13 protein-coding genes are annotated in these 17,907 nt (G+C 65.3%); 8 read left to right on the top strand and 5 right to left on the bottom strand.

Features of this window, described 5'->3' with window-relative positions; all coding sequences use genetic code 11:
* The first annotated feature begins 107 nt into the window (after positions 1-107).
* Positions 108-581 (top strand): peroxiredoxin, encoded by a 474-nt coding sequence (locus AUL31_RS04265; RefSeq protein WP_060601769.1) that lies wholly within the window; start codon positions 108-110, stop codon positions 579-581.
* Between the two features lie 61 nt (positions 582-642).
* Here the strand turns inward: AUL31_RS04265 and prfB are convergent.
* The 3 genes from prfB to AUL31_RS04250 all read right to left on the bottom strand — a co-directional run bounded on the left by prfB (position 643) and on the right by AUL31_RS04250 (position 5,558).
* Positions 643-1,771 (bottom strand): peptide chain release factor 2 gene (prfB, locus tag AUL31_RS04260; RefSeq protein ID WP_143190127.1). Its coding sequence is split into 2 segments (ribosomal slippage): positions 643-1,701 and positions 1,703-1,771, totalling 1,128 coding nucleotides; the frame shifts between segments, so codons are not numbered across the junction.
* Between the two features lie 93 nt (positions 1,772-1,864).
* On the bottom strand, positions 1,865-4,276 hold the full coding sequence (locus AUL31_RS04255; RefSeq protein ID WP_060601873.1) for a penicillin-binding protein 1A: 2,412 nt from the start codon (positions 4,274-4,276) through the stop codon (positions 1,865-1,867).
* 214 nt (positions 4,277-4,490) lie between these two features.
* Positions 4,491-5,558 (bottom strand): N-acetylmuramoyl-L-alanine amidase, encoded by a 1,068-nt coding sequence (locus AUL31_RS04250; protein ID WP_159439787.1) that lies wholly within the window; start codon positions 5,556-5,558, stop codon positions 4,491-4,493.
* Positions 5,559-6,142: 584 nt separating this feature from the next.
* Here AUL31_RS04250 and AUL31_RS04245 point away from each other — a divergent pair.
* Entirely contained in the window at positions 6,143-8,887 is a 2,745-nt protein-coding gene (locus tag AUL31_RS04245; protein ID WP_060601761.1) for an Rne/Rng family ribonuclease, read from the top strand.
* A 73-nt stretch (positions 8,888-8,960) separates the two neighbouring features.
* On the opposite strand, the gene AUL31_RS04240 is transcribed toward AUL31_RS04245, so the two are convergent.
* The gene (locus AUL31_RS04240) at positions 8,961-10,133 is read right to left on the bottom strand and encodes a pyridoxal phosphate-dependent aminotransferase (protein ID WP_060601871.1); all 1,173 of its coding nucleotides are present in this window, start codon (positions 10,131-10,133) and stop codon (positions 8,961-8,963) included.
* 108 nt (positions 10,134-10,241) lie between these two features.
* Between AUL31_RS04240 and AUL31_RS04235 the strand changes: the two genes are divergently transcribed.
* From AUL31_RS04235 to aat, 5 genes are all read left to right on the top strand, one after another.
* Positions 10,242-11,612, top strand: coding sequence for a M48 family metalloprotease (locus AUL31_RS04235; protein WP_060601758.1), 1,371 nt, complete (start codon positions 10,242-10,244; stop codon positions 11,610-11,612).
* Between the two features lie 48 nt (positions 11,613-11,660).
* Complete coding sequence (locus tag AUL31_RS04230; protein ID WP_082646768.1) at positions 11,661-12,422, top strand: DsbA family protein; 762 nt, start codon at positions 11,661-11,663, stop codon at positions 12,420-12,422.
* An 80-nt stretch (positions 12,423-12,502) separates the two neighbouring features.
* Positions 12,503-12,991, top strand: a complete 489-nt coding sequence (gene accB / locus AUL31_RS04225) for an acetyl-CoA carboxylase biotin carboxyl carrier protein (protein WP_060601752.1) — start codon at positions 12,503-12,505, stop codon at positions 12,989-12,991.
* A gap of 7 nt (positions 12,992-12,998) precedes the next feature.
* Positions 12,999-14,351, top strand: a complete 1,353-nt coding sequence (accC, locus tag AUL31_RS04220; protein ID WP_060601748.1) for an acetyl-CoA carboxylase biotin carboxylase subunit — start codon at positions 12,999-13,001, stop codon at positions 14,349-14,351.
* A 27-nt stretch (positions 14,352-14,378) separates the two neighbouring features.
* Positions 14,379-15,011, top strand: a complete 633-nt coding sequence (aat, locus tag AUL31_RS04215; protein WP_060601745.1) for a leucyl/phenylalanyl-tRNA--protein transferase — start codon at positions 14,379-14,381, stop codon at positions 15,009-15,011.
* Positions 15,012-15,016: 5 nt separating this feature from the next.
* Here the strand turns inward: aat and AUL31_RS04210 are convergent, their stop codons facing one another.
* The gene (locus tag AUL31_RS04210) at positions 15,017-15,667 is read right to left on the bottom strand and encodes an outer membrane protein (RefSeq protein WP_060601743.1); all 651 of its coding nucleotides are present in this window, start codon (positions 15,665-15,667) and stop codon (positions 15,017-15,019) included.
* 197 nt (positions 15,668-15,864) lie between these two features.
* Between AUL31_RS04210 and uvrC the strand changes: the two genes are divergently transcribed.
* On the top strand, positions 15,865-17,886 hold the full coding sequence (uvrC, locus tag AUL31_RS04205) for an excinuclease ABC subunit UvrC (RefSeq protein WP_060601740.1): 2,022 nt from the start codon (positions 15,865-15,867) through the stop codon (positions 17,884-17,886).
* The last annotated feature ends 21 nt before the right edge of the window (positions 17,887-17,907 follow it).

Here is a 17,907-nt window from a genome sequence, read left to right as displayed (position 1 = left end):
TGTCAGTGGCGTCGGCGCGGTTTTCTTCGCCCTTTTCAGAACATAACCGGCATGCTCCAAGGTCAATCCGTTTTTCACGCCTTTAAGCCGAAAGGAAGGCTCTCCCGATGTTCAACATTGACGCAGGCACGCCCTGCCCCCAGTTTTCGCTGCCGGACGAAGATGGCGCCATCGTTACGCTCGACACGCTGAAGGGGCGGCCCTTCGTCCTGTATGTCTATCCGAAGGACGATACGCCGGGTTGCACGACCGAGGCACTGGATTTCACCGCCCTGCTTCCAGAGTTCGAGGCGGCGGGCGTTGCCGTGCTCGGCGTATCACCGGATACGGTGCAGAAGCATTGCCGGTTTCGCGACAAGCACAAACTGTCGGTGCGCCTTCTGTCGGACGAAGACCGCAGCCTGATCGGCGCGCTTGGACTATGGGTCGAAAAACTCAATTACGGGCGCCGCAGCATGGGCGTGCAGCGCGCCAGCTATTTGTTCGATGCCGATGCGAAGCTGGTTCAGGCCTGGCCCAAAGTATCGGTGAAGGGCCATGCGGCCGAGGTGCTGGAAGCCGCGCGCACGCTGGGGCAATGACATAAAAAATGCGGCCCCTTTTCCGGGCCGCACACCGGTCGATCCACCAGAGCGGTCGGCCTTATTCGACGTCTTCCACCTTGGCGTCGCCGCCAAAGACCCGATGGGCCAGGGCCGCCTCGATGAACTCGTCGAGATCGCCGTCCAGCACCTCCTGCGGGGTCGTATGCTCTACCCCGGTGCGCAGGTCCTTGACGAGCTGGTAGGGCTGCAGAACGTAGGAGCGGATCTGGTGCCCCCAGCCGATCTCGGTCTTGGAAGCGGCAGCCGCATTGGCCTTTTCTTCCCGCTTCTTCAGTTCGTCCTCGTACAGACGGGCGCGCAGCATGTTCCACGCCGTGGCGCGGTTCTTGTGCTGCGAGCGTTCGCTCTGGCACTGCACCACGATGCCGGTGGCCAGGTGCGTGATGCGCACCGCGGAGTCCGTCGTGTTGACGTGCTGGCCGCCCGCGCCAGAGGCGCGATAGGTGTCGATGCGGACATCGGCTTCCGTGACGTCGATCTCGATCGAGTCGTCGACCACGGGGTACACCCAGACAGAAGCGAAGGATGTGTGCCGCCGCGCCTGGCTGTCATAGGGAGAAATGCGGACAAGCCTGTGCACGCCCGATTCCACCTTCATGCGGCCATAGGCGTTATGGCCCTTCAGAATGATGGTCGCGCCCTTGATGCCCGCTTCTTCGCCGGCATTCTCTTCCAGCACCTCGACCTTCATGCCGGACCGCTCGCCCCAGCGCATATACATGCGCAAAAGCATCGAGGCCCAATCCTGGCTTTCCGTTCCGCCGGCGCCGGAATGCACTTCCAGATAGGTGTCGTTGCTGTCTGCCTCGCCGGACAGCAGCGTTTCGATCTGCCGCTGGGCAACGTCGCGCTGCATGCCGCGAATCGCGGTCTCGGCCTCATCGACGATGGAGGGGTCTTCTTCCTCCTCGCCCATGGCGATCAGCTCGATGTTGTCGGCCAACGCCTGCTCAAGCTTGCGGATGCCGCCGATGGCGTCATCCAGGCGCTGCCGCTCCTTCATCAGGCGCTGCGCCTCCTGGGGATTGTCCCAGATCGACGGATCTTCCGCCCTGGCGTTCAGCTTCTCGAGTTCCTTGACTGACTTGTCCCAGTCAAAGATGCCTCCTCAGCAGGCTTATGGCCTGCTTGATTTCGTCGACGATCGTCTCGATCTCGGCTCTCACGCCTCAACCCTCGTTATTCGTTTCATGGGTGGGAAAACGCGGCGGACCATAGGCATGCCGCGCCATGCTGTAAACCCGGCAGGCCGAGCGCTGTCAGAACAGGCCGCCCTGCCCGGTCACGATGGCTTCCTGGGCGCGCTGCGATACGCCCGGCGCGACCGAGCCGACAGCGCCTTCGCCGATGACGCTGTAGACGTCCGACGGCCCGGTGCCCGGCTTGAACGCCTCCAGAACCGTGCCGGCGCCCCCGGCTGCCGCCGCCATGCCCGTACGCCGGTCGACGGAAACCTGCGTCATGCCGTCCGGAATGCGGAAATCGGCCACCGGCATATCCTTGACCGCTTCGGTCATGAACTCGGTGAAGACCGGCGCGGCAAGGCTGCCGCCCGTCGCGTTGTCACCGAGCGAGCTCGGATTGTCGTAGCCGATGTAGACGCCGGTCACGAGGTCGGGCGTATAGCCGACGAACCAGGCATCCTTGACATCGTTGGTGGTGCCCGTCTTGCCGGCCACCGGACGGCCGATGGCCGACACCGAGGTTGCCGTGCCGTGCTGCACGACGCCTTCCATCATCGACGTGATCTGGTAGGCCGTCATCGGGTCCAGCACCTGCTCGCGCGTGTCGACAAGCTCGGGCTCCGGCTGGTTGTCCCAGGCACGGTCGTTGCAATTGTCGCAGCGGCGGTTGTCGTGGCGGTAGACATTGCGGCCATACCGGTCCTGGATGCGGTCGATCAGGGATGGCTCGATAGAGCGGCCGCCATTGGCCATGACCGCATAGGCGGACACCATGCGCATCACGGTGGTTTCACCCGATCCGAGAGCCATGGGCAGGTACTGGCCCATCTTGTCGTAGACGCCGAAGCGCTGCGCATACTCGGCCACGAGGTCCATGCCCATGTCCTGCGCCAGGCGCACGGTCATCAGATTGCGGCTGCGCTCGATGCCAAGACGCAGGGTGGACGGGCCCGCATAATTGCCGCCGTAATTTTTCGGCTCCCAGATGTTGCCGTTGCCGTCCGGAATGGAGATCGGCGCATCCAGCACAACCGAGGCGGGCGTATACCCATTGTCGAGCGCCGCGGCGTAGACGATGGGCTTGAAGGACGAGCCCGGCTGCCGCAAGGCCTGCGTGGCCCGGTTGAATTCCGATTCGGCATAGGAGAAGCCACCCACCAGCGCCTTCACGCGGCCGGTATGCGGGTCCATCGCCACCAGGGCGCCCTCGACCTTGGGAGGCTGGCGGAGCACATAGCCGGAGCCATCGGCCTTGGCCTCGACATAGACCACATCGCCCGTGGTGAAGACGTCCGAAACCGCGCGCCGTCCAAGCGCCCAGCGCATGTCGCCGGCGGACAGGTCCACGACCTCCCTTTCGTCGCCGAGCCGGCCGGATACGGTGCGCCTGGGCTGCAGCCCGACGGTGACACCATCGGGGCTGGTGGCCAGCACCACCGACAAGCGCCATTCGGGCACGTCGGAAAAAGCCTGGACCGCGCCGAGCGCAACCGCCCAGTCCGATGTCAGCGATATCTGCTCCACCGGACCGCGCCAGCCCTTGCGCTGGTCGTAGGCCACCAGCGCATGCTGCAGCGCCTGCCGCGCAAAGAGCTGCATCTGCGGGTCCAGCGTCGTGCGGACCGAAAGCCCGCCCTCGTACAGTGCGTCGACGCCGTAGCCGGTGATGATCTGCCGGCGCACTTCCTCGGTGAAGTATTCCGCCGAGGCCAGATAGGTGCCCGTCGGGCGCGGATTGATTCCGAGCGGCTTGGCGGACGCCTCGTCCGCTTCGGCCTTGGTGATCTCGCCGTTCTCGAGCATGCGCGAGATGACCCAGTTGCGCCGGCCCAGCGCATCGTCGGGGTTGCGGAAGGGGTTGTAGTTCTCGGGCGCCTTGGGCAGCGCCGCCAGATAGGCCGCTTCCTGGATTTCCAGCTCGGTCACGCTCTTGTCGAAATAGGCGAGCGAAGCGGCGGCGACGCCGTATGCGCCCATGCCGAGATAGATTTCGTTGAGATACAGCTCCAGGATCTTGTCCTTGGAGAATGCCTGTTCGATGCGCAGCGCCAGGATCGCTTCCTTGACCTTGCGCTCCATCGACCGCTCGTTGGTGAGCAGGAAGTTCTTGGCCACCTGCTGCGTGATCGTGGAGCCGCCCTGCATGGGGCCGCCCCGCATGACGATCAGGGCCGCGCGCGCAACGCCCTCGATGTCGATGCCGGGATGCTCGTAGAAGCTCTTGTCCTCGGCCGACAGGAACGCATCCTTCAAGCGCGTGGGGATGGCCTGGATAGGCAGGAACAGCCGGCGCTGCCGGGCATACTCGGCCATCAGGCTGCCGTCGTCGGCATGGATGCGGGTGGTGACCGGCGGCTCGTACTGGGCCAGCACCTGATAATCCGGCAGGTCCGAGCCGATCCGGCCGATATAGATGGCGACCGCCCCTGCGGCGATGAGCGCGAAGACGGCTCCGATGCCGAAGAAATAGCCCAACAGCCTGATCATGCGCCCAGCCCCGAAAACAAATCTGGCCGGGCGATCGAACGCTTTCCGGCTTTTTTCCGCCCCGCCGGCCGCCCGGAACCCGGTCGGCATGCCACGCGCAGCGTCTTAAGTGGATGATTTATAAATGAGGCGGGGCGATGTTGCGATGCCCTCTTTCGACTGCACCGGTTTATTTGCATCATACCAACCTGCGGTTGTGACGCGAAGGCCACATTCAATCGCGGCCGGCGAAGTGCAACACCGCCCCGGCAAGGATATCGGCCACGCGCGCCTGCCATTGTGGCGATTGCACATCTTCGGCATCGTTGGCGTTCGACAGATAGCCGAGCTCGAACAGGACGGACGGCACGTCGGGGGCGCGCAGCACCCGGAAACCCGCCGAACGCCTCGGGTTGTTGATGGTGCGGACCTGCCCTTCCTTGAGGCCGGCGATGAGGGCATCGGCAAAGCCCACCGACAGGACTTCGTTCTCGCGACGCATCAGATCCATCAAGATATCGTGGATCTCGGGCGTATCCTGCTGCCATTCCGGACCGGCAAAGCGATCGGCGGCGTTTTCCGAGCGGGCCACGTCCCGCGCCAACGTATCGGAGGCCCGCTCCGACAGCGTGTAGACGGTTGCGCCCCGCACCGAGGGGTAGCCGATCGAATCGGCGTGGATCGAGATGAACAGATCGGCCGAGGCCCTGCGGGCGATGTCCGACCGTTCCGCCAGCGGCACGAACCGGTCGTCATCGCGCGTCAGCACAACGGCGATGTCGTCCCGCCCCGCCAGCGCGTCGCGCAGCCGGCGGGCGAAGGCCAGGTTGATATCCTTCTCGTGCACCCCGTCAATGCCCGTCGCGCCATTGTCGATGCCGCCATGGCCCGGATCAATGACAAGCGTGAAGTTCTTTTGCCCGGGCGCCGGCCGGGCGGCGGCATCCCTGCCGTGGACCGGAACCGACGTCGACGCCAGCGCCGCGCGGAAAGCGTCTTCGCTGGCGCCGCTCAGCCTCAACCGCAACACGACGCCGGCGGCGCCGCCCGCCACGTCGAGCCGTGGCAGGACAGGCTCCGAGAGCTCCAGCACGATGCGATAGCGCCCGTCGCCCGCAAGCCCATCCCTTGCGGCAACGACCGCCAGCCCGCCCGGCACGGGCGGCATCGGCGCGGCCAGGACGGTGTCTTCGAGATCGAGGACGATCCGGCGGGGCGCATCGAGAATCGTCAGCGCGTTGCCCGGGTTTTCCGTCATCTCGATGGACAGCATCGCCTGGTCGGCGGTGCCCGACCAGGTCATGCCCGTCACCACCGACGTTGCATTGGCAGAGGCGGGCAACCACATCAGACACGCTAGGACGAGGAACAGGCATGACCAGAATTTCGTCATCGTGGCGGCTTGGCACTTTCATGGGCTGCTCTCTTGTTTCTGGCGCAAGCGCGCCGTAAAAGCAAAAGTTGAGACTTTAGGACAGGCGTGCAGGCCGTGCCGCGAACCGACCGAAGCCCCAGAACAGCTTCGTCGCGTATGCAGGCTAAGGAGCCGCCACAACGACCGCGGGTCTCGCAACAAATCCATTCCACCCGGCTTGCGGGGTGGAGCATCCATACGGCGCGGACAAGCGGACATGACCGCCGATGCGCCGACATTCGTCGGTCGCCGCCAGGCGACCAGTTGCTGAAAAAATTCAGGTCGCCAACGCGTGCAGGCAGCAGAACTCGGACATTTGACGGATAAAAAGGGATCGCCACAGCGGTCGCCGTCGTCCGCCGCCTGTCTGCGCCCCCGAGCCGCGACCGTTACGGGCCGCCGCCCTGTCTCTTTCCTGCCGGCTTATCCGCCGGCACCGGACAGCGTGGCCATCGCCCGGGAAAGCACTTTCCATGGCCAACAAAATGCTGATCGATGCGTCCCACCCGGAAGAGACGCGCGTCGTCGTCGTTCGCGGTAACCGCATCGAGGAATTCGACTTCGAATCCGAACACAAGAAGCAGCTTAAGGGTAACATCTACCTTGCCAAGGTGACGCGCGTTGAGCCGTCGCTGCAGGCCGCTTTCGTCGAGTATGGCGGCAACCGCCACGGCTTCCTCGCCTTCAGCGAGATCCATCCCGACTACTACCAGATCCCCGTGGCCGACCGTCAGGCGCTGATCGAAGAGGAACTGGCCCGCATCTCCGAAGACGACGACGCGGACGAGCCCCGGCCCGAGCCGAAGTCGGGCGCAAAGCGCCCTCGCCGCAGCCGCAAGGCCGCGCAGGCAGCCGACGTCGAGGGCGAGGACAGCGTCTCCGAGCCCGTCGCTTCCGACACGCCGGAGGCGGCCGCCGCCGAAGAGGCCGAGCCTGCCAAGAAGGCGCCGGCGCGCCGCCGCCGCACGACCCGCAAGAAGGCCGAGCCGGAAGCCGAGAGCGCCGAAGCTGCGGAAGCCGTAGAAACCGTCGAAGCCGCTGCGTCCCCCGAGGAAGCGGAGCCTGCGGCAGCCGATTCGGCCGAGCGCGAAACCGAGGAGGCCCCCGTCGAGGCCGAAAGCCAGGACGAGCGCCCCGTGCCCGAGCAGATCGGGTCGGAAGACGCGATGGAGGAAGTCCCGGAGCGCCACCGCACGCAGCGCAAGCAGTACAAGATCCAGGAAGTCATCAAGCGCCGCCAGATCCTGCTGGTACAGGTCGTCAAGGAAGAGCGCGGCAACAAGGGCGCCGCGCTGACCACCTACCTGTCGCTGGCCGGGCGCTACTCCGTCCTGATGCCGAACACGGCGCGTGGCGGCGGCATTTCCCGCAAGATCACCAATGTGACGGATCGCAAGCGCCTCAAGGAGGTCGTCCGCGACCTGGAGGTGCCGCGCGGCATGGGCATCATCCTGCGCACGGCGGGGGCCAACCGCACCAAGGCCGAGGTCAAGCGCGACTACGAATATCTGATGCGCCTGTGGGAGAATGTCCGCACGCTCACCCTCGCCTCGACCGCACCGGCTCTGGTGTACGAGGAAGGCAACCTCATCAAGCGCTCGATCCGCGATCTCTATAACAAGGATATCGACCAGATCCTCGTTGCCGGCGACACCGGCTACCGCGAGGCGAAGGACTTCATGCGCATGCTGATGCCCAGCCAGGCAAAGGTGGTGCAGCGCTACCAGGACCCCACACCCATCTTCGCGCGGCAAGGCATCGAAGCGCAGCTCGACAAGATGCTGCAGCCCAACGTGACCCTGCGGTCCGGCGGTTACATCATCATCAACCAGACTGAGGCGCTGGTTGCCATCGACGTCAATTCCGGGCGCTCGACGCGCGAGCATTCGGTCGAGGATACTGCCCTGCAGACCAACCTCGAGGCGGCCGAGGAAGTGGCCCGCCAGTTGCGCCTGCGCGATCTCGCCGGCCTCATCGTGATCGATTTCATCGACATGGAAGAGAAGCGCAACAACCGCGCCGTCGAAAAGCGTCTCAAGGATTGCCTGAAGGACGACAGGGCCCGCATCCAGATCGGCACCATCTCGCATTTCGGCCTGATGGAAATGAGCCGCCAACGCATCCGCGCCAGCGTGCTTGAATCCACGATGCAGGTCTGCCCCACATGCGGCGGCAACGGCTTCATCCGCTCGGCTTCGTCGATGGCGCTGCATGTCCTGCGCAGCATCGAGGAGCATATCCTCAAGCACGGCACGCACAACGTGATCGTGAAGGTACCCACCGCCACCGCGCTCTACATCCTGAACGAAAAGCGCAACACGCTGGACGAACTCGAGCGCAACCACGGCCTGCATATCAGCATCCAGGCCGAGGAAGGGCACGGTCACGCCCACGTCGCCATCGAGAACGGCGCTGAAGTGCCGCGCAAGATCGGTGTCGAGGTCGTGCAGCCGCAGACCGTCGAGCCCGTGGACGAAGATATCGTCGACGAGGAAACCCCTGATACTCCGGATGCTCCGGAGCCGACCGAGGCCCGTGACACCAGCGAAGAGCCGCGCCGCCGCAAGCGCCGTCGCCGGCGTCGGCGCGGTGAAGGCGACCAGGCCGAGGGCAATGCCCGCGCCGACGATTCCGGCGAAGACGATGCCGCCGACGAAGGCGATGAAGACGAGGTTGCGTCCGACGCAAGCGCCGAGGCGCCATCCGAAGATGATAATGGTGGCGACCGCAAGCGCCGCCGCCGTGGCCGCCGGGGCGGTCGTCGTGGCCGGGACGCCGCAGCGGACGATTCCGCAGCGGAAGGCTCCACGGCGGATGGTGCCGAGTCGGACGGTGCCGAGGCAGGCGACCGGTCGGAGGAGCGGATCGAGGACACGGTCACTTTGGCTGCCGAGGTCGAGAGCGGCGTGATCGTGGCCGAGAATGCCGACGAGCCGTTTGCCCGGGCATCCGACGACGATGCGGCGCCTGACGCCATCGACGAAGACACTGTCGCCGCGGCGCAGGAAGCCGCCGTGGAAGACGTCAACGGCGCCGTGTCGCCGCAGGATGTCGCGTCGGCTCCGGCGGACGCCATCGAGACCGCCGAAGAAGAAGACGCCGAGCCTGCGGCCCCTGCCGAGCTGGCCAAGCCCGTCGTGACCAATAATGGCGAGACGACCGAGGCGGCCGAAAAGCCGAAGCGGACGGGCTGGTGGGCGCGTCGCAGCTTCTTCTGATCCTGACAGATATCGGTACGATATCGGAACGCCGGTCACGCAAGTGGCCGGCGTTTTGGTTTCAGGAGCGGGCCTATCGCCGCTCGATAAAGGCCTGCAGCCGGTTCAGCGCCTCTTCCATGGCGGCCGTATTGCCCGCATAGGACAGGCGCACCGTGCCCTCACCCTTGGCCAGGTCGAAGTCGAGCCCGGGCGCCACCGCCACGTGAGCGCTCTGCAAAAGCTCGCGCGCAAATTGTGTGGCGCTGGTCCAGCCCTGCGGCAAGGCAGCATAGGCGTAGAAGGCGCCGTCGATCGGCGCGATGCCCGAAAACCCCATATGCGGCAGCCGCTCGATCATCAGCCGGCGATTGATCTCGTAGATGCGTCGAACCCCTTCCAGCTCGTCGCGCGCATCGAAAGCCGCTTCGGCCGCCACCTGGGACACTTCCGGCGCCGAAATGTAGAGGCTCTGGCCGATCCGCTCCGCCGCGCGGCGCAGGCTTTCCGGCAGCACGAGCCAGCCGATGCGCCAGCCCGTCATGCAGTAATATTTCGAGAAGGAGTTTATGACGATGGCGCGGTCGGTAAACTCGAGAGCCGAACTGGCGGCCTCGCCATACACCAACCCGTGGTAGATCTCGTCTGAGATGAAGGTGATGCCTTCGCGGTCGGCGAACTCTATCAATTCCTTCAATTGGGCGCGCGGCGTCACCGTGCCCGTCGGGTTGGCCGGACTGGCGACGAGGACGCCCTGCACCGGGCTTTTGCGGTGCTCCGCCACCAGCCTTTCGGCCGTCAGCACGTAACCGTCCTGGGGGCCTGTCTCGATCTCGACAGGCTCGATGCCCAAAGCGCGCATGATGTTGCGATAGGCGGGATAGCCCGGGGCGGCGATCGCGATGCGCGCGCCGGGATCGAAGGCTGCCAGAAAGGCAAGGTTGAAGCCGGCGGACGAACCCGTCGTCACCATGACGCGCTCGCCCGGCACCTGGACTGCGTAGGCGTCACGATAGTGTGAGGCGATGCGGGCGCGCAGCGACGCATGCCCCATCGCATCCGTATAGGAAGCGACGCCATGGTGCAGCATGTCGCGTGCGGCGGACAATGCCACGGCCGGGGCCGGCGCCGAGGGTTGGCCGACCGCCAGCGAGATGATCGGCGCTCCGCCTGCCTTCAGCCGGTTTGCCTCGGCCAGCACGTCCATGGCCCGGAAGGGCGCCACATCCGAGCGGGCAGAGGGGGCAGGATTGGGGTTCGCATGCATAAAGAGCCTCACAATCGCCGGATTGGCATGGCCGACACTTTGCATTTGCCGGCCTCAGGGGTGAACCTGACCGCAAATGCGAATCGTTTCCGGGAGGCAGGATTTATCATGAAACCGGGCCTGGGCCGCCTTACCCGCACCATCGTCGCGTTTGCGGCCGCCGTGGCAACGGTTGTGTTGCCGCCAGTTGCGGAAGCGCAGCAGCGCGGCCGCCTGCCCGTCGTGCGCGATGCCCAGATCGAAGGGCTGATCCGCGATTATACCGAACCGCTGTTGAGGGCCGCCGGGCTGCAATCGAACCGGGTGGAGATCGTTCTCGTCAACGATCTGTCGTTCAACGCTTTCGTGGCCGGGCGGCGCATCTTCATCAATACGGGCACAATCCTGAATTCTGAAACGCCCAACGAGACCATCGGCGTCATCGCACACGAGATCGGCCATCTGGCCGGAGGCCACCAGGAGCGCCTGCGCGACCAGCTTGCACGGGCGCAGGTGATCGCCGTCGTGGCCGGGCTTCTGGGCGCGGGCGTCGCCGTTGCGGGTGCGGCTGGCGGCTCTTCCGCCGCGGCCGGGGCCGGCAGCGGCATCATGATGGGCGGCGGGGGCCTCGCACGGCGTGGCCTGATGTCGTACCAGCGGACGGAAGAAATCACCGCCGACCGGTCGGCCCTGACCTATCTGCGCAAGACGGGCCAGTCGCCGAAGGGCCTTCTCGACAGCTTCGACGGCCTGCTGCGCAACAACATGCTGTCGGGCCGTGGCACCGACCGCTATCTCAGCTCCCATCCCGCGCCGCAGGATCGCATCGGATTTCTCCAGACGGCGGCGCGCGAAAGTCCCTATTTCGACCGCAAGGACTCTCCCGAGCTGCAATTGCGCCACGATCTGGCGCGCGCCAAGATCGCCGCCTACAACGGCGGCGCGACGCTGGTGCGGCAGACCTTCGGCCGCGACCTGCACAGCCAGCCCGCCCTGTACGGCGATGTCATCGCAACCCAGTTGTCGGGCGTGCCGTCGGGCGCGCTTGCCAAGATCGACCGGCTGATCCAGCAGAGCCCGCGCAATCCATGGTTTTACGAGGTGAAGGGTGAAATCCTGATGGAAGCCGGGCGCGGCAAGGAAGCGGCAACGCAGTTCCGCCGTGCGGCCGAACTGGCGCCGGGCCGCTCCGGCCTTCTGCAGGCATCCATCGGGCAGGCGCTCGTGACCTCGGGGGACCCGTCCCAGATGAAGCAGGCGATCACCGAGATCCGCCGCGGCCTCGACCTGGAGCCGAACAATTACAACGCCTATCGCTTCCTTGCCATGGCTTACGGCCATACTGGAGATGTCGGGGCAGCGGAGCTGGCGACGGCCGAAGGCTATTGGCAGGCGGGCAATTTCCGCGAATCCAAGGTTTTCGCGGCACGCGCACAGCAGAAGTTCCGGCCCGGCACGCCGCAATGGCAGCAGGCACAGGATATCATCCAGACACGTTGACCGCGCCGGCGGCCCCGGCCGCCACGGCGCCTGACAAGGACGAACGCTTTGAAGTTGCATCCCCTCCTGGCCGCTGCCGCGCTCAGCCTTGCCGTTGTTCCGCTTCCCGCCGTGGCGCAGGGCTTCGATGCTGCGCAGAAGCAGGAAATCGGCGAGACGGTGCGCGAATACCTTATGGCCAATCCGGAAGTGCTGGTAGAGGTGATGGGCGCGCTGGAGCAGAAGCGCAATGCGCAGTCCCGTGACACCCAGAAGCAGGCCATCGCCGCGGCGGGCGACGCGCTGTTTGCGACGCGCGAAGGCGCAACGCTGGGCAATCCTGAAGGCGACGTCACGCTTGTCGAATTCTTCGACTACAATTGCGGCTACTGCAAGCGGGCCCATGCCGACATGCAGGCTCTTCTGGAAGCCGACCCTCAATTGCGCGTGGTGCTGCACGAGATACCCGTACTGGGGCCCGAATCCGTGGCGGCAAGCCGTGTCAGCCTGGCCTTCCGCAACCTGCACCCGGACAAGTACGGCGAGTTCCAGTCGCAACTCCTGATGTCCCGCAGTACCGCCGACGAAGACCGCGCCATCGAAGTGGCGGTGGCCCTCGGCGCGGGCGAGGCCGATATCCGCGCGGCGATGGCCAACTCCGCCATCGAGGAAGAGCTGGATGCGGCGGCCCGGATGGCCGTCTCGCTGCAGATCAGCGGCACGCCCTCCTACGTCATCGGCGACGAAATGGTGCCCGGCGCGGTGGGCGCCGATGCGCTGGCCGGCAAGATCGCCAATGTGCGCGCCTGCGGCAGCGCAACCTGCTCCTGACGCAATCGCTCTTCCCATAACGCCCTGAAACGCTTTATACGGCCCACATCACAATTGCATGGGCTTCTCAAGGATAAGAAATGTCGAAAGAAGACAACGCCGTGGACCGCTCCCTCATCCGCGAATTGGCCGATATCCTGAACGATACCGACCTGACCGAGATCGAGGTCGAGCAGGGCGAGCTTCGCATCCGCGTTTCGCGCCAGAAGGAATATGTCGCGGCAGGCGGCTACATGACCGGCATACCGCAACAATATGCGCCGCAGCAGATGGCCCCGGCTCCCCAGGCTGCAGCGCCGGCCGCCGCGCCTGCGCCCGCCGCGTCCGGGCCGGAAGTCGGCACGGTGCCCTCGCCCATGGTCGGCACGGTCTATATGGCCTCTGCGCCCGGCGCCAAGGCCTTCGTCGAGGTTGGCCAGCAGGTCAAGGAAGGCGATACGCTGCTGATCATCGAGGCGATGAAGACGATGAACCAGATCCCGTCGCCGCGCGCCGGCGTCGTCAAGCGCATCTGCGTCGAGAACGGCCAGCCGGTCGAGTATGGCGAAGCCCTCGTCGTCGTGGCCTGAGGTGTCCATGTTCAACAAGGTTCTAATCGCCAATCGCGGTGAGATCGCCTTGCGGGTGCTGCGCGCCTGCAAGGAACTCGGCATCCCGACCGTGGCCGTCCATTCCACCGCCGACAACGGCGCGATGCATGTGCGCCTTGCCGACGAGAGCGTCTGCATCGGCCCGCCGCCGGCACGCGACAGCTATCTCAACATCCCGCAGATCCTGGCGGCCTGCGAAATCTCGGGCGCGGATGCGGTGCATCCGGGCTATGGCTTCCTGTCGGAGAACGCACGGTTCGCCGATATTCTGGAAGCGCACAACATCACCTTCATCGGTCCGCGCGCCAGCGACATCCGCACCATGGGCGACAAGATCGAGGCCAAGCGTACGGCACAGGCTCTCGGCATTCCCGTTGTCCCCGGCTCTCCCGGCGCGGTGACGGACGATGGCGAAGCCATGCGGATCGCGGCCGATATCGGCTTCCCCGTCCTGGTCAAGGCTTCGGCCGGCGGCGGTGGCCGCGGCATGAAGGTTGCCCGCACGGCGGAAGACCTGTCCATGGCGCTGGCAACCGCCCGCTCGGAAGCCGGCGCGGCTTTCGGCGACGACGCCGTCTACATCGAGAAGTATCTCGGCAAGCCGCGGCATATCGAAATCCAGGTCTTCGGCGATGGCGAAGGCAATGCGATCCATCTGGGCGAGCGCGACTGTTCGCTTCAGCGCCGGCACCAGAAGGTCTGGGAAGAGGCCCAGTCGCCTGCCCTCACCGATTCGCAGCGCAAGGAGATCGGCGAGATCTGCGCCAGCGCCATGCGCAAGATGAAGTACCGCGGCGCCGGCACGATCGAGTTCCTGTACGAGAACGATGAGTTCTATTTCATCGAGATGAACACCCGCCTGCAGGTGGAGCATCCGGTCACCGAGGCGATCACCGGGCTGGACCTCGTCCACGAGCAGCTCCGCGTCGCCGCCGGCCAGGGATTGTCCCTGACACAGGATCAGGTGACGTTTTCGGGCCACGCGATCGAGTGCCGGATCAATGCGGAAGACCCGGTCACCTTCGCCCCCTCGCCGGGCCAGATCAGCTACTATCATGCGCCCGGCGGCATCGGCACCCGGATCGATTCGGGCGTTTATCAGGGCTATACGATCCCACCCTTCTACGACAGTCTCATCGGCAAGCTGATCGTGCATGGCCGTAACCGGCAGGAATGCCTGATGCGTCTGCGCCGTGCGCTGGACGAGATCATCGTGGACGGCGTAAAGACCACGCTGCCGCTGTTCCAGCGGCTTGTGGACAACCCTGACATCCAGGCCGGGAACTACGATATCCACTGGCTTGAAGAATACCTGGCGGGTGGCGCGAAAGCGGCTTGACCCGCCCCATCCCGGAGCCCAAGCGACATGGTTTCGATCACGCCTGAGCTTCTCCTCCGGGCTTATGCCAGCGGCATATTTCCCATGGCCGAATCCGCGACGGACCGGTCGATCCATTGGATCGACCCGTCCGAGCGGGGCATCCTGCCGCTCGATGGCCTGCATATCGCACGCCGGCTGGCACGCACCATCCGCAGCCAGCGCTTCGATATCCGCTTCGACACGGCCTTTCCGGCCGTCGTGGACAGTTGCGCGGAACCGCAGCCCGGCCGCACCGAAACCTGGATCAACCGGACGATCCGCGATCTGTACCTGCAACTGTTCCGCATGGGGCATGCGCACAGCGTCGAAGCCTTCGACGGCGACGACCTTGTCGGTGGCCTCTACGGGGTAAGCCTTGGCGGTGCATTCTTCGGCGAAAGCATGTTTTCGCGCCGCACCGACGCATCCAAGATCGCGCTCGCCTATCTGTGCGCACGGCTTCGCAAGGACGGTTTCGTACTGCTGGATACGCAGTTTCTGACGGCGCATCTGGCCAGCCTCGGCGCAGTCGAAATCTCGCGGCGGCGGTACCATGCCTTGCTTGCCGCGGCGCTGGAGGTGGATGCCACGTTCGATGCAGACGACGCGCTCACGCTGGAAGACGTCCTGCCCCGCTAACGGGGCTAGAACTTCAGGGCCAGGCCCGCGCGGATCGAATGCTCGTCATAGCCGGACGAGATGGTGACATTGCCGATGTCGTAATCGCGGCTCTGGAAGTCGGTGTAGCGATACTCGATCCGCGATGTGACATTGTCGCGCAAGGCCGCCTCGACGCCTGCCCCCACCGTCCAGCCGAGATGCGTTGCGCTGTCGCTGGAGCCATTCAAGGAAAGCTCGTTGCTGGCGACCGCAAGCCCTGCCGTCGCGAACATCAGGATCGGGTCGTAGGCGATGCCGACGCGCGCGCGCAGCGAGCCGAACGCCGTTGAGCTTTCATCGAGGGGAACGCCGGTCGAGAAGGCCGTTCCGCTGCCGTCGACATCGCTGGCGCCGACATCGGCTTCCAGACCATAGACCAGCCGTTCGCTCTGCAGGTTGTAGCCGGCATAGATGCCGCCGATGAAGCCGTCCGCGCGGAACGTGCCGCCGCCGGGATTGTCGAAATCGGCGCGGCTATACCCCACGAAAGCACCGCCATAGGGACCGACCCAGGTATAGAGCTGCGGCCCGGCATCGACCAGGTCGGCGGCAGGATCGGCGACATCGGCCGCCAGCACCGGCTGGCTCAGGCCGGCCAGTATCATCAGGCAGATCAAGACAGGCAGGCGGTTCATCGCCAGGCACTCCACGCAAGCTTCACGCAAGCTCGACGAAAAGGAATATTTAAGATGTCGGGCATCCGGCGCAATTGCAGACGGGAGACACAGGGGCAAAATCCGCAGGCAGGCACTTATGCGACAGCCGTCGGCTGCAATCGTGCCACAGGCGGCTTATATGAAGGGTTCCAGACGCGCCCGGTATAAGATGCGACATGAAGCCTGAAGACGAACTCCTTGAAGACGATACGGAAAGCGAAGACGAGATCGCCGAGGAGCCTGCGGATTCGGAAGCTAGGGTGCGTCCGGCCATCCAGTGGGACGATGGCGGCTCGTCGGTCGATCATGGGCTTCGCGGGGCAGACCTGATTGCCGCCTTCGCGCGCCGCCTGCCCAACTCTCCCGGCGTGTACCGCATGTTCGACCATGCGCACGAGGTGCTCTATGTCGGCAAGGCGCGCTCGCTGCGCAAGCGGGTGGCCAACTATACGCGTCTCGGCGGGCATACCAACCGCATAGCCCGCATGATCCGGGCGACGACGCACATGGAATTCGTCACCACCCGGACGGAGACGGAAGCGCTGCTGCTCGAGGCGAACCTCATCAAGAGGCTGCGCCCGCGCTTCAACGTTCTGCTGCGCGACGACAAATCCTTTCCGTATATTTTCGTGCCGGCCGATCACGAGGCCCCCGCCATCCTGAAGCATCGGGGCGCGCAAGCCCGCAAGGGCCAGTATTTCGGGCCATTCGCGTCGGCCGGGGCGGTGGGACGCACGGTCAACGCGCTGCAGCGCGCCTTCCTTTTGCGCACATGCACCGACAGCGTCTACCAGACGCGCACCCGCCCATGCCTGCTGTTCCAGATCAAGCGATGCTCCGGCCCCTGCACGGGCGAAATCTCGATCCCTGATTACGCTCGTCTCGTCGGCGAAGCGAAGGACTTCCTGTCCGGCCGCTCGACGCAGGTTCGCCAGTCCCTCGGCTCGGCGATGCAGGATGCGTCGGCCGAGCTGGATTTCGAGCGCGCGGCCATCTATCGCGACCGCCTGTCCGCCCTCTCCCACATCCAGAGCCACCAGGGAATCAATCCACAAGGCGTCGACGAAGCCGACGTGTTCGCCATGCATCAGGAAGGCGGCCTGACCTGTATCCAGGTCTTCTTCTTCCGCACGGGGCAGAACTGGGGCAACCGCGCCTACTTCCCCAAGGCGGATCCGAGTATCGAACCGGCGGAGGTGCTGTCCGCCTTCCTGGCCCAGTTCTACGACGACAAGCCGCCGGCAACGCAGGTGATGCTGCCCATCGAGGTTGAAGAGCAGGAGTTGCTGGCCGATGCGCTGTCGGCGCGCGCCGGCCGACGCGTGCGCATCAGCGTGCCGTCACGCGGGGCGAAACGCGACCTTGTCGACCATGCCACCGTCAACGCCCGGGAGGCGCTGGGACGCCGCCTTGCCGAAACGTCGACGCAGGCGCGCCTGCTGGAGGGCCTGCGCGAGACGTTCAAGCTTGCCTACACGCCCCGCCGCATCGAAGTGTTCGACAATTCCCACATCATGGGCAACCAGGCCGTGGGCGCGATGATCGTGGCGGGGCCGGACGGCTTCGCCAAGAACCAGTATCGCAAGTTCAATATCCGCTCGACCGAGATCACGCCTGGAGACGATTTCGGCATGATGCGCGAGGTGATGTCCCGCCGCTTCGCAAGGCTGATCAAGGACCATGGCGAGGCCGGCCCGGTGGCGCCGCCCGCCGATGCCGAAAGTGCGGCCGACGCGGAAATGCCCGCCTGGCCCGACCTTGTCCTCATCGATGGCGGCAAGGGCCAAGTTTCGGCGGTGCGCGAGATCCTTGAGGGGCTCGGCATTGCCGACAAGGTCACCACCATCGGCGTCGCCAAGGGCGTGGACCGGGACGCCGGGCGTGAGCGCTTCGTCATACCGGGCCAGGACAGTTTCACCCTGCCCCCGCGCGATCCCGTCCTGTACTTCGTGCAGCGTCTGCGGGACGAGGCCCACCGCTTTGCCATTGGCACCCACCGGGCCCGCCGCTCCAAGGAGTTGACGCGCAACCCGCTCGACGAGATCGCCGGTGTCGGACCGGCGCGCAAGCGCGCCCTGCTGCAGCATTTCGGAACGGCGAAGGCGGTATCCCGTGCGGCCCTGAGCGATCTGCGCAAGGTGGACGGCATCTCGGAAGCGATGGCGCGGCTGGTCTACGATCATTTCAACGGCGGCTGAAGATCGGCTTTCCATACCTTG

This window comes from Aureimonas altamirensis (genome assembly GCF_001463885.1).
Taxonomy (GTDB): Bacteria; Pseudomonadota; Alphaproteobacteria; order Rhizobiales; family Rhizobiaceae; genus Aureimonas; species Aureimonas altamirensis.
This window is presented reverse-complemented; position numbering and strand designations above follow the sequence as displayed.

What these genes read in the sequence shown, in the direction of transcription:
- AUL31_RS04210 (WP_060601743.1), bottom strand. Translation starts at nt 15,667, where the DNA reads ATGAACCGCCTGCCTGTCTTGATCTGCCTGATGATACTGGCCGGCCTG.
- aat (WP_060601745.1), top strand. Translation starts at nt 14,379, where the DNA reads ATGGTTTCGATCACGCCTGAGCTTCTCCTCCGGGCTTATGCCAGCGGC.
- uvrC (WP_060601740.1), top strand. Translation starts at nt 15,865, where the DNA reads ATGAAGCCTGAAGACGAACTCCTTGAAGACGATACGGAAAGCGAAGAC.
- AUL31_RS04235 (WP_060601758.1), top strand. Translation starts at nt 10,242, where the DNA reads ATGAAACCGGGCCTGGGCCGCCTTACCCGCACCATCGTCGCGTTTGCG.
- accC (WP_060601748.1), top strand. Translation starts at nt 12,999, where the DNA reads ATGTTCAACAAGGTTCTAATCGCCAATCGCGGTGAGATCGCCTTGCGG.
- AUL31_RS04255 (WP_060601873.1), bottom strand. Translation starts at nt 4,276, where the DNA reads ATGATCAGGCTGTTGGGCTATTTCTTCGGCATCGGAGCCGTCTTCGCG.
- AUL31_RS04240 (WP_060601871.1), bottom strand. Translation starts at nt 10,133, where the DNA reads ATGCATGCGAACCCCAATCCTGCCCCCTCTGCCCGCTCGGATGTGGCG.
- AUL31_RS04265 (WP_060601769.1), top strand. Translation starts at nt 108, where the DNA reads ATGTTCAACATTGACGCAGGCACGCCCTGCCCCCAGTTTTCGCTGCCG.
- AUL31_RS04250 (WP_159439787.1), bottom strand. Translation starts at nt 5,558, where the DNA reads ATGACCTGGTCGGGCACCGCCGACCAGGCGATGCTGTCCATCGAGATG.
- accB (WP_060601752.1), top strand. Translation starts at nt 12,503, where the DNA reads ATGTCGAAAGAAGACAACGCCGTGGACCGCTCCCTCATCCGCGAATTG.
- AUL31_RS04245 (WP_060601761.1), top strand. Translation starts at nt 6,143, where the DNA reads ATGGCCAACAAAATGCTGATCGATGCGTCCCACCCGGAAGAGACGCGC.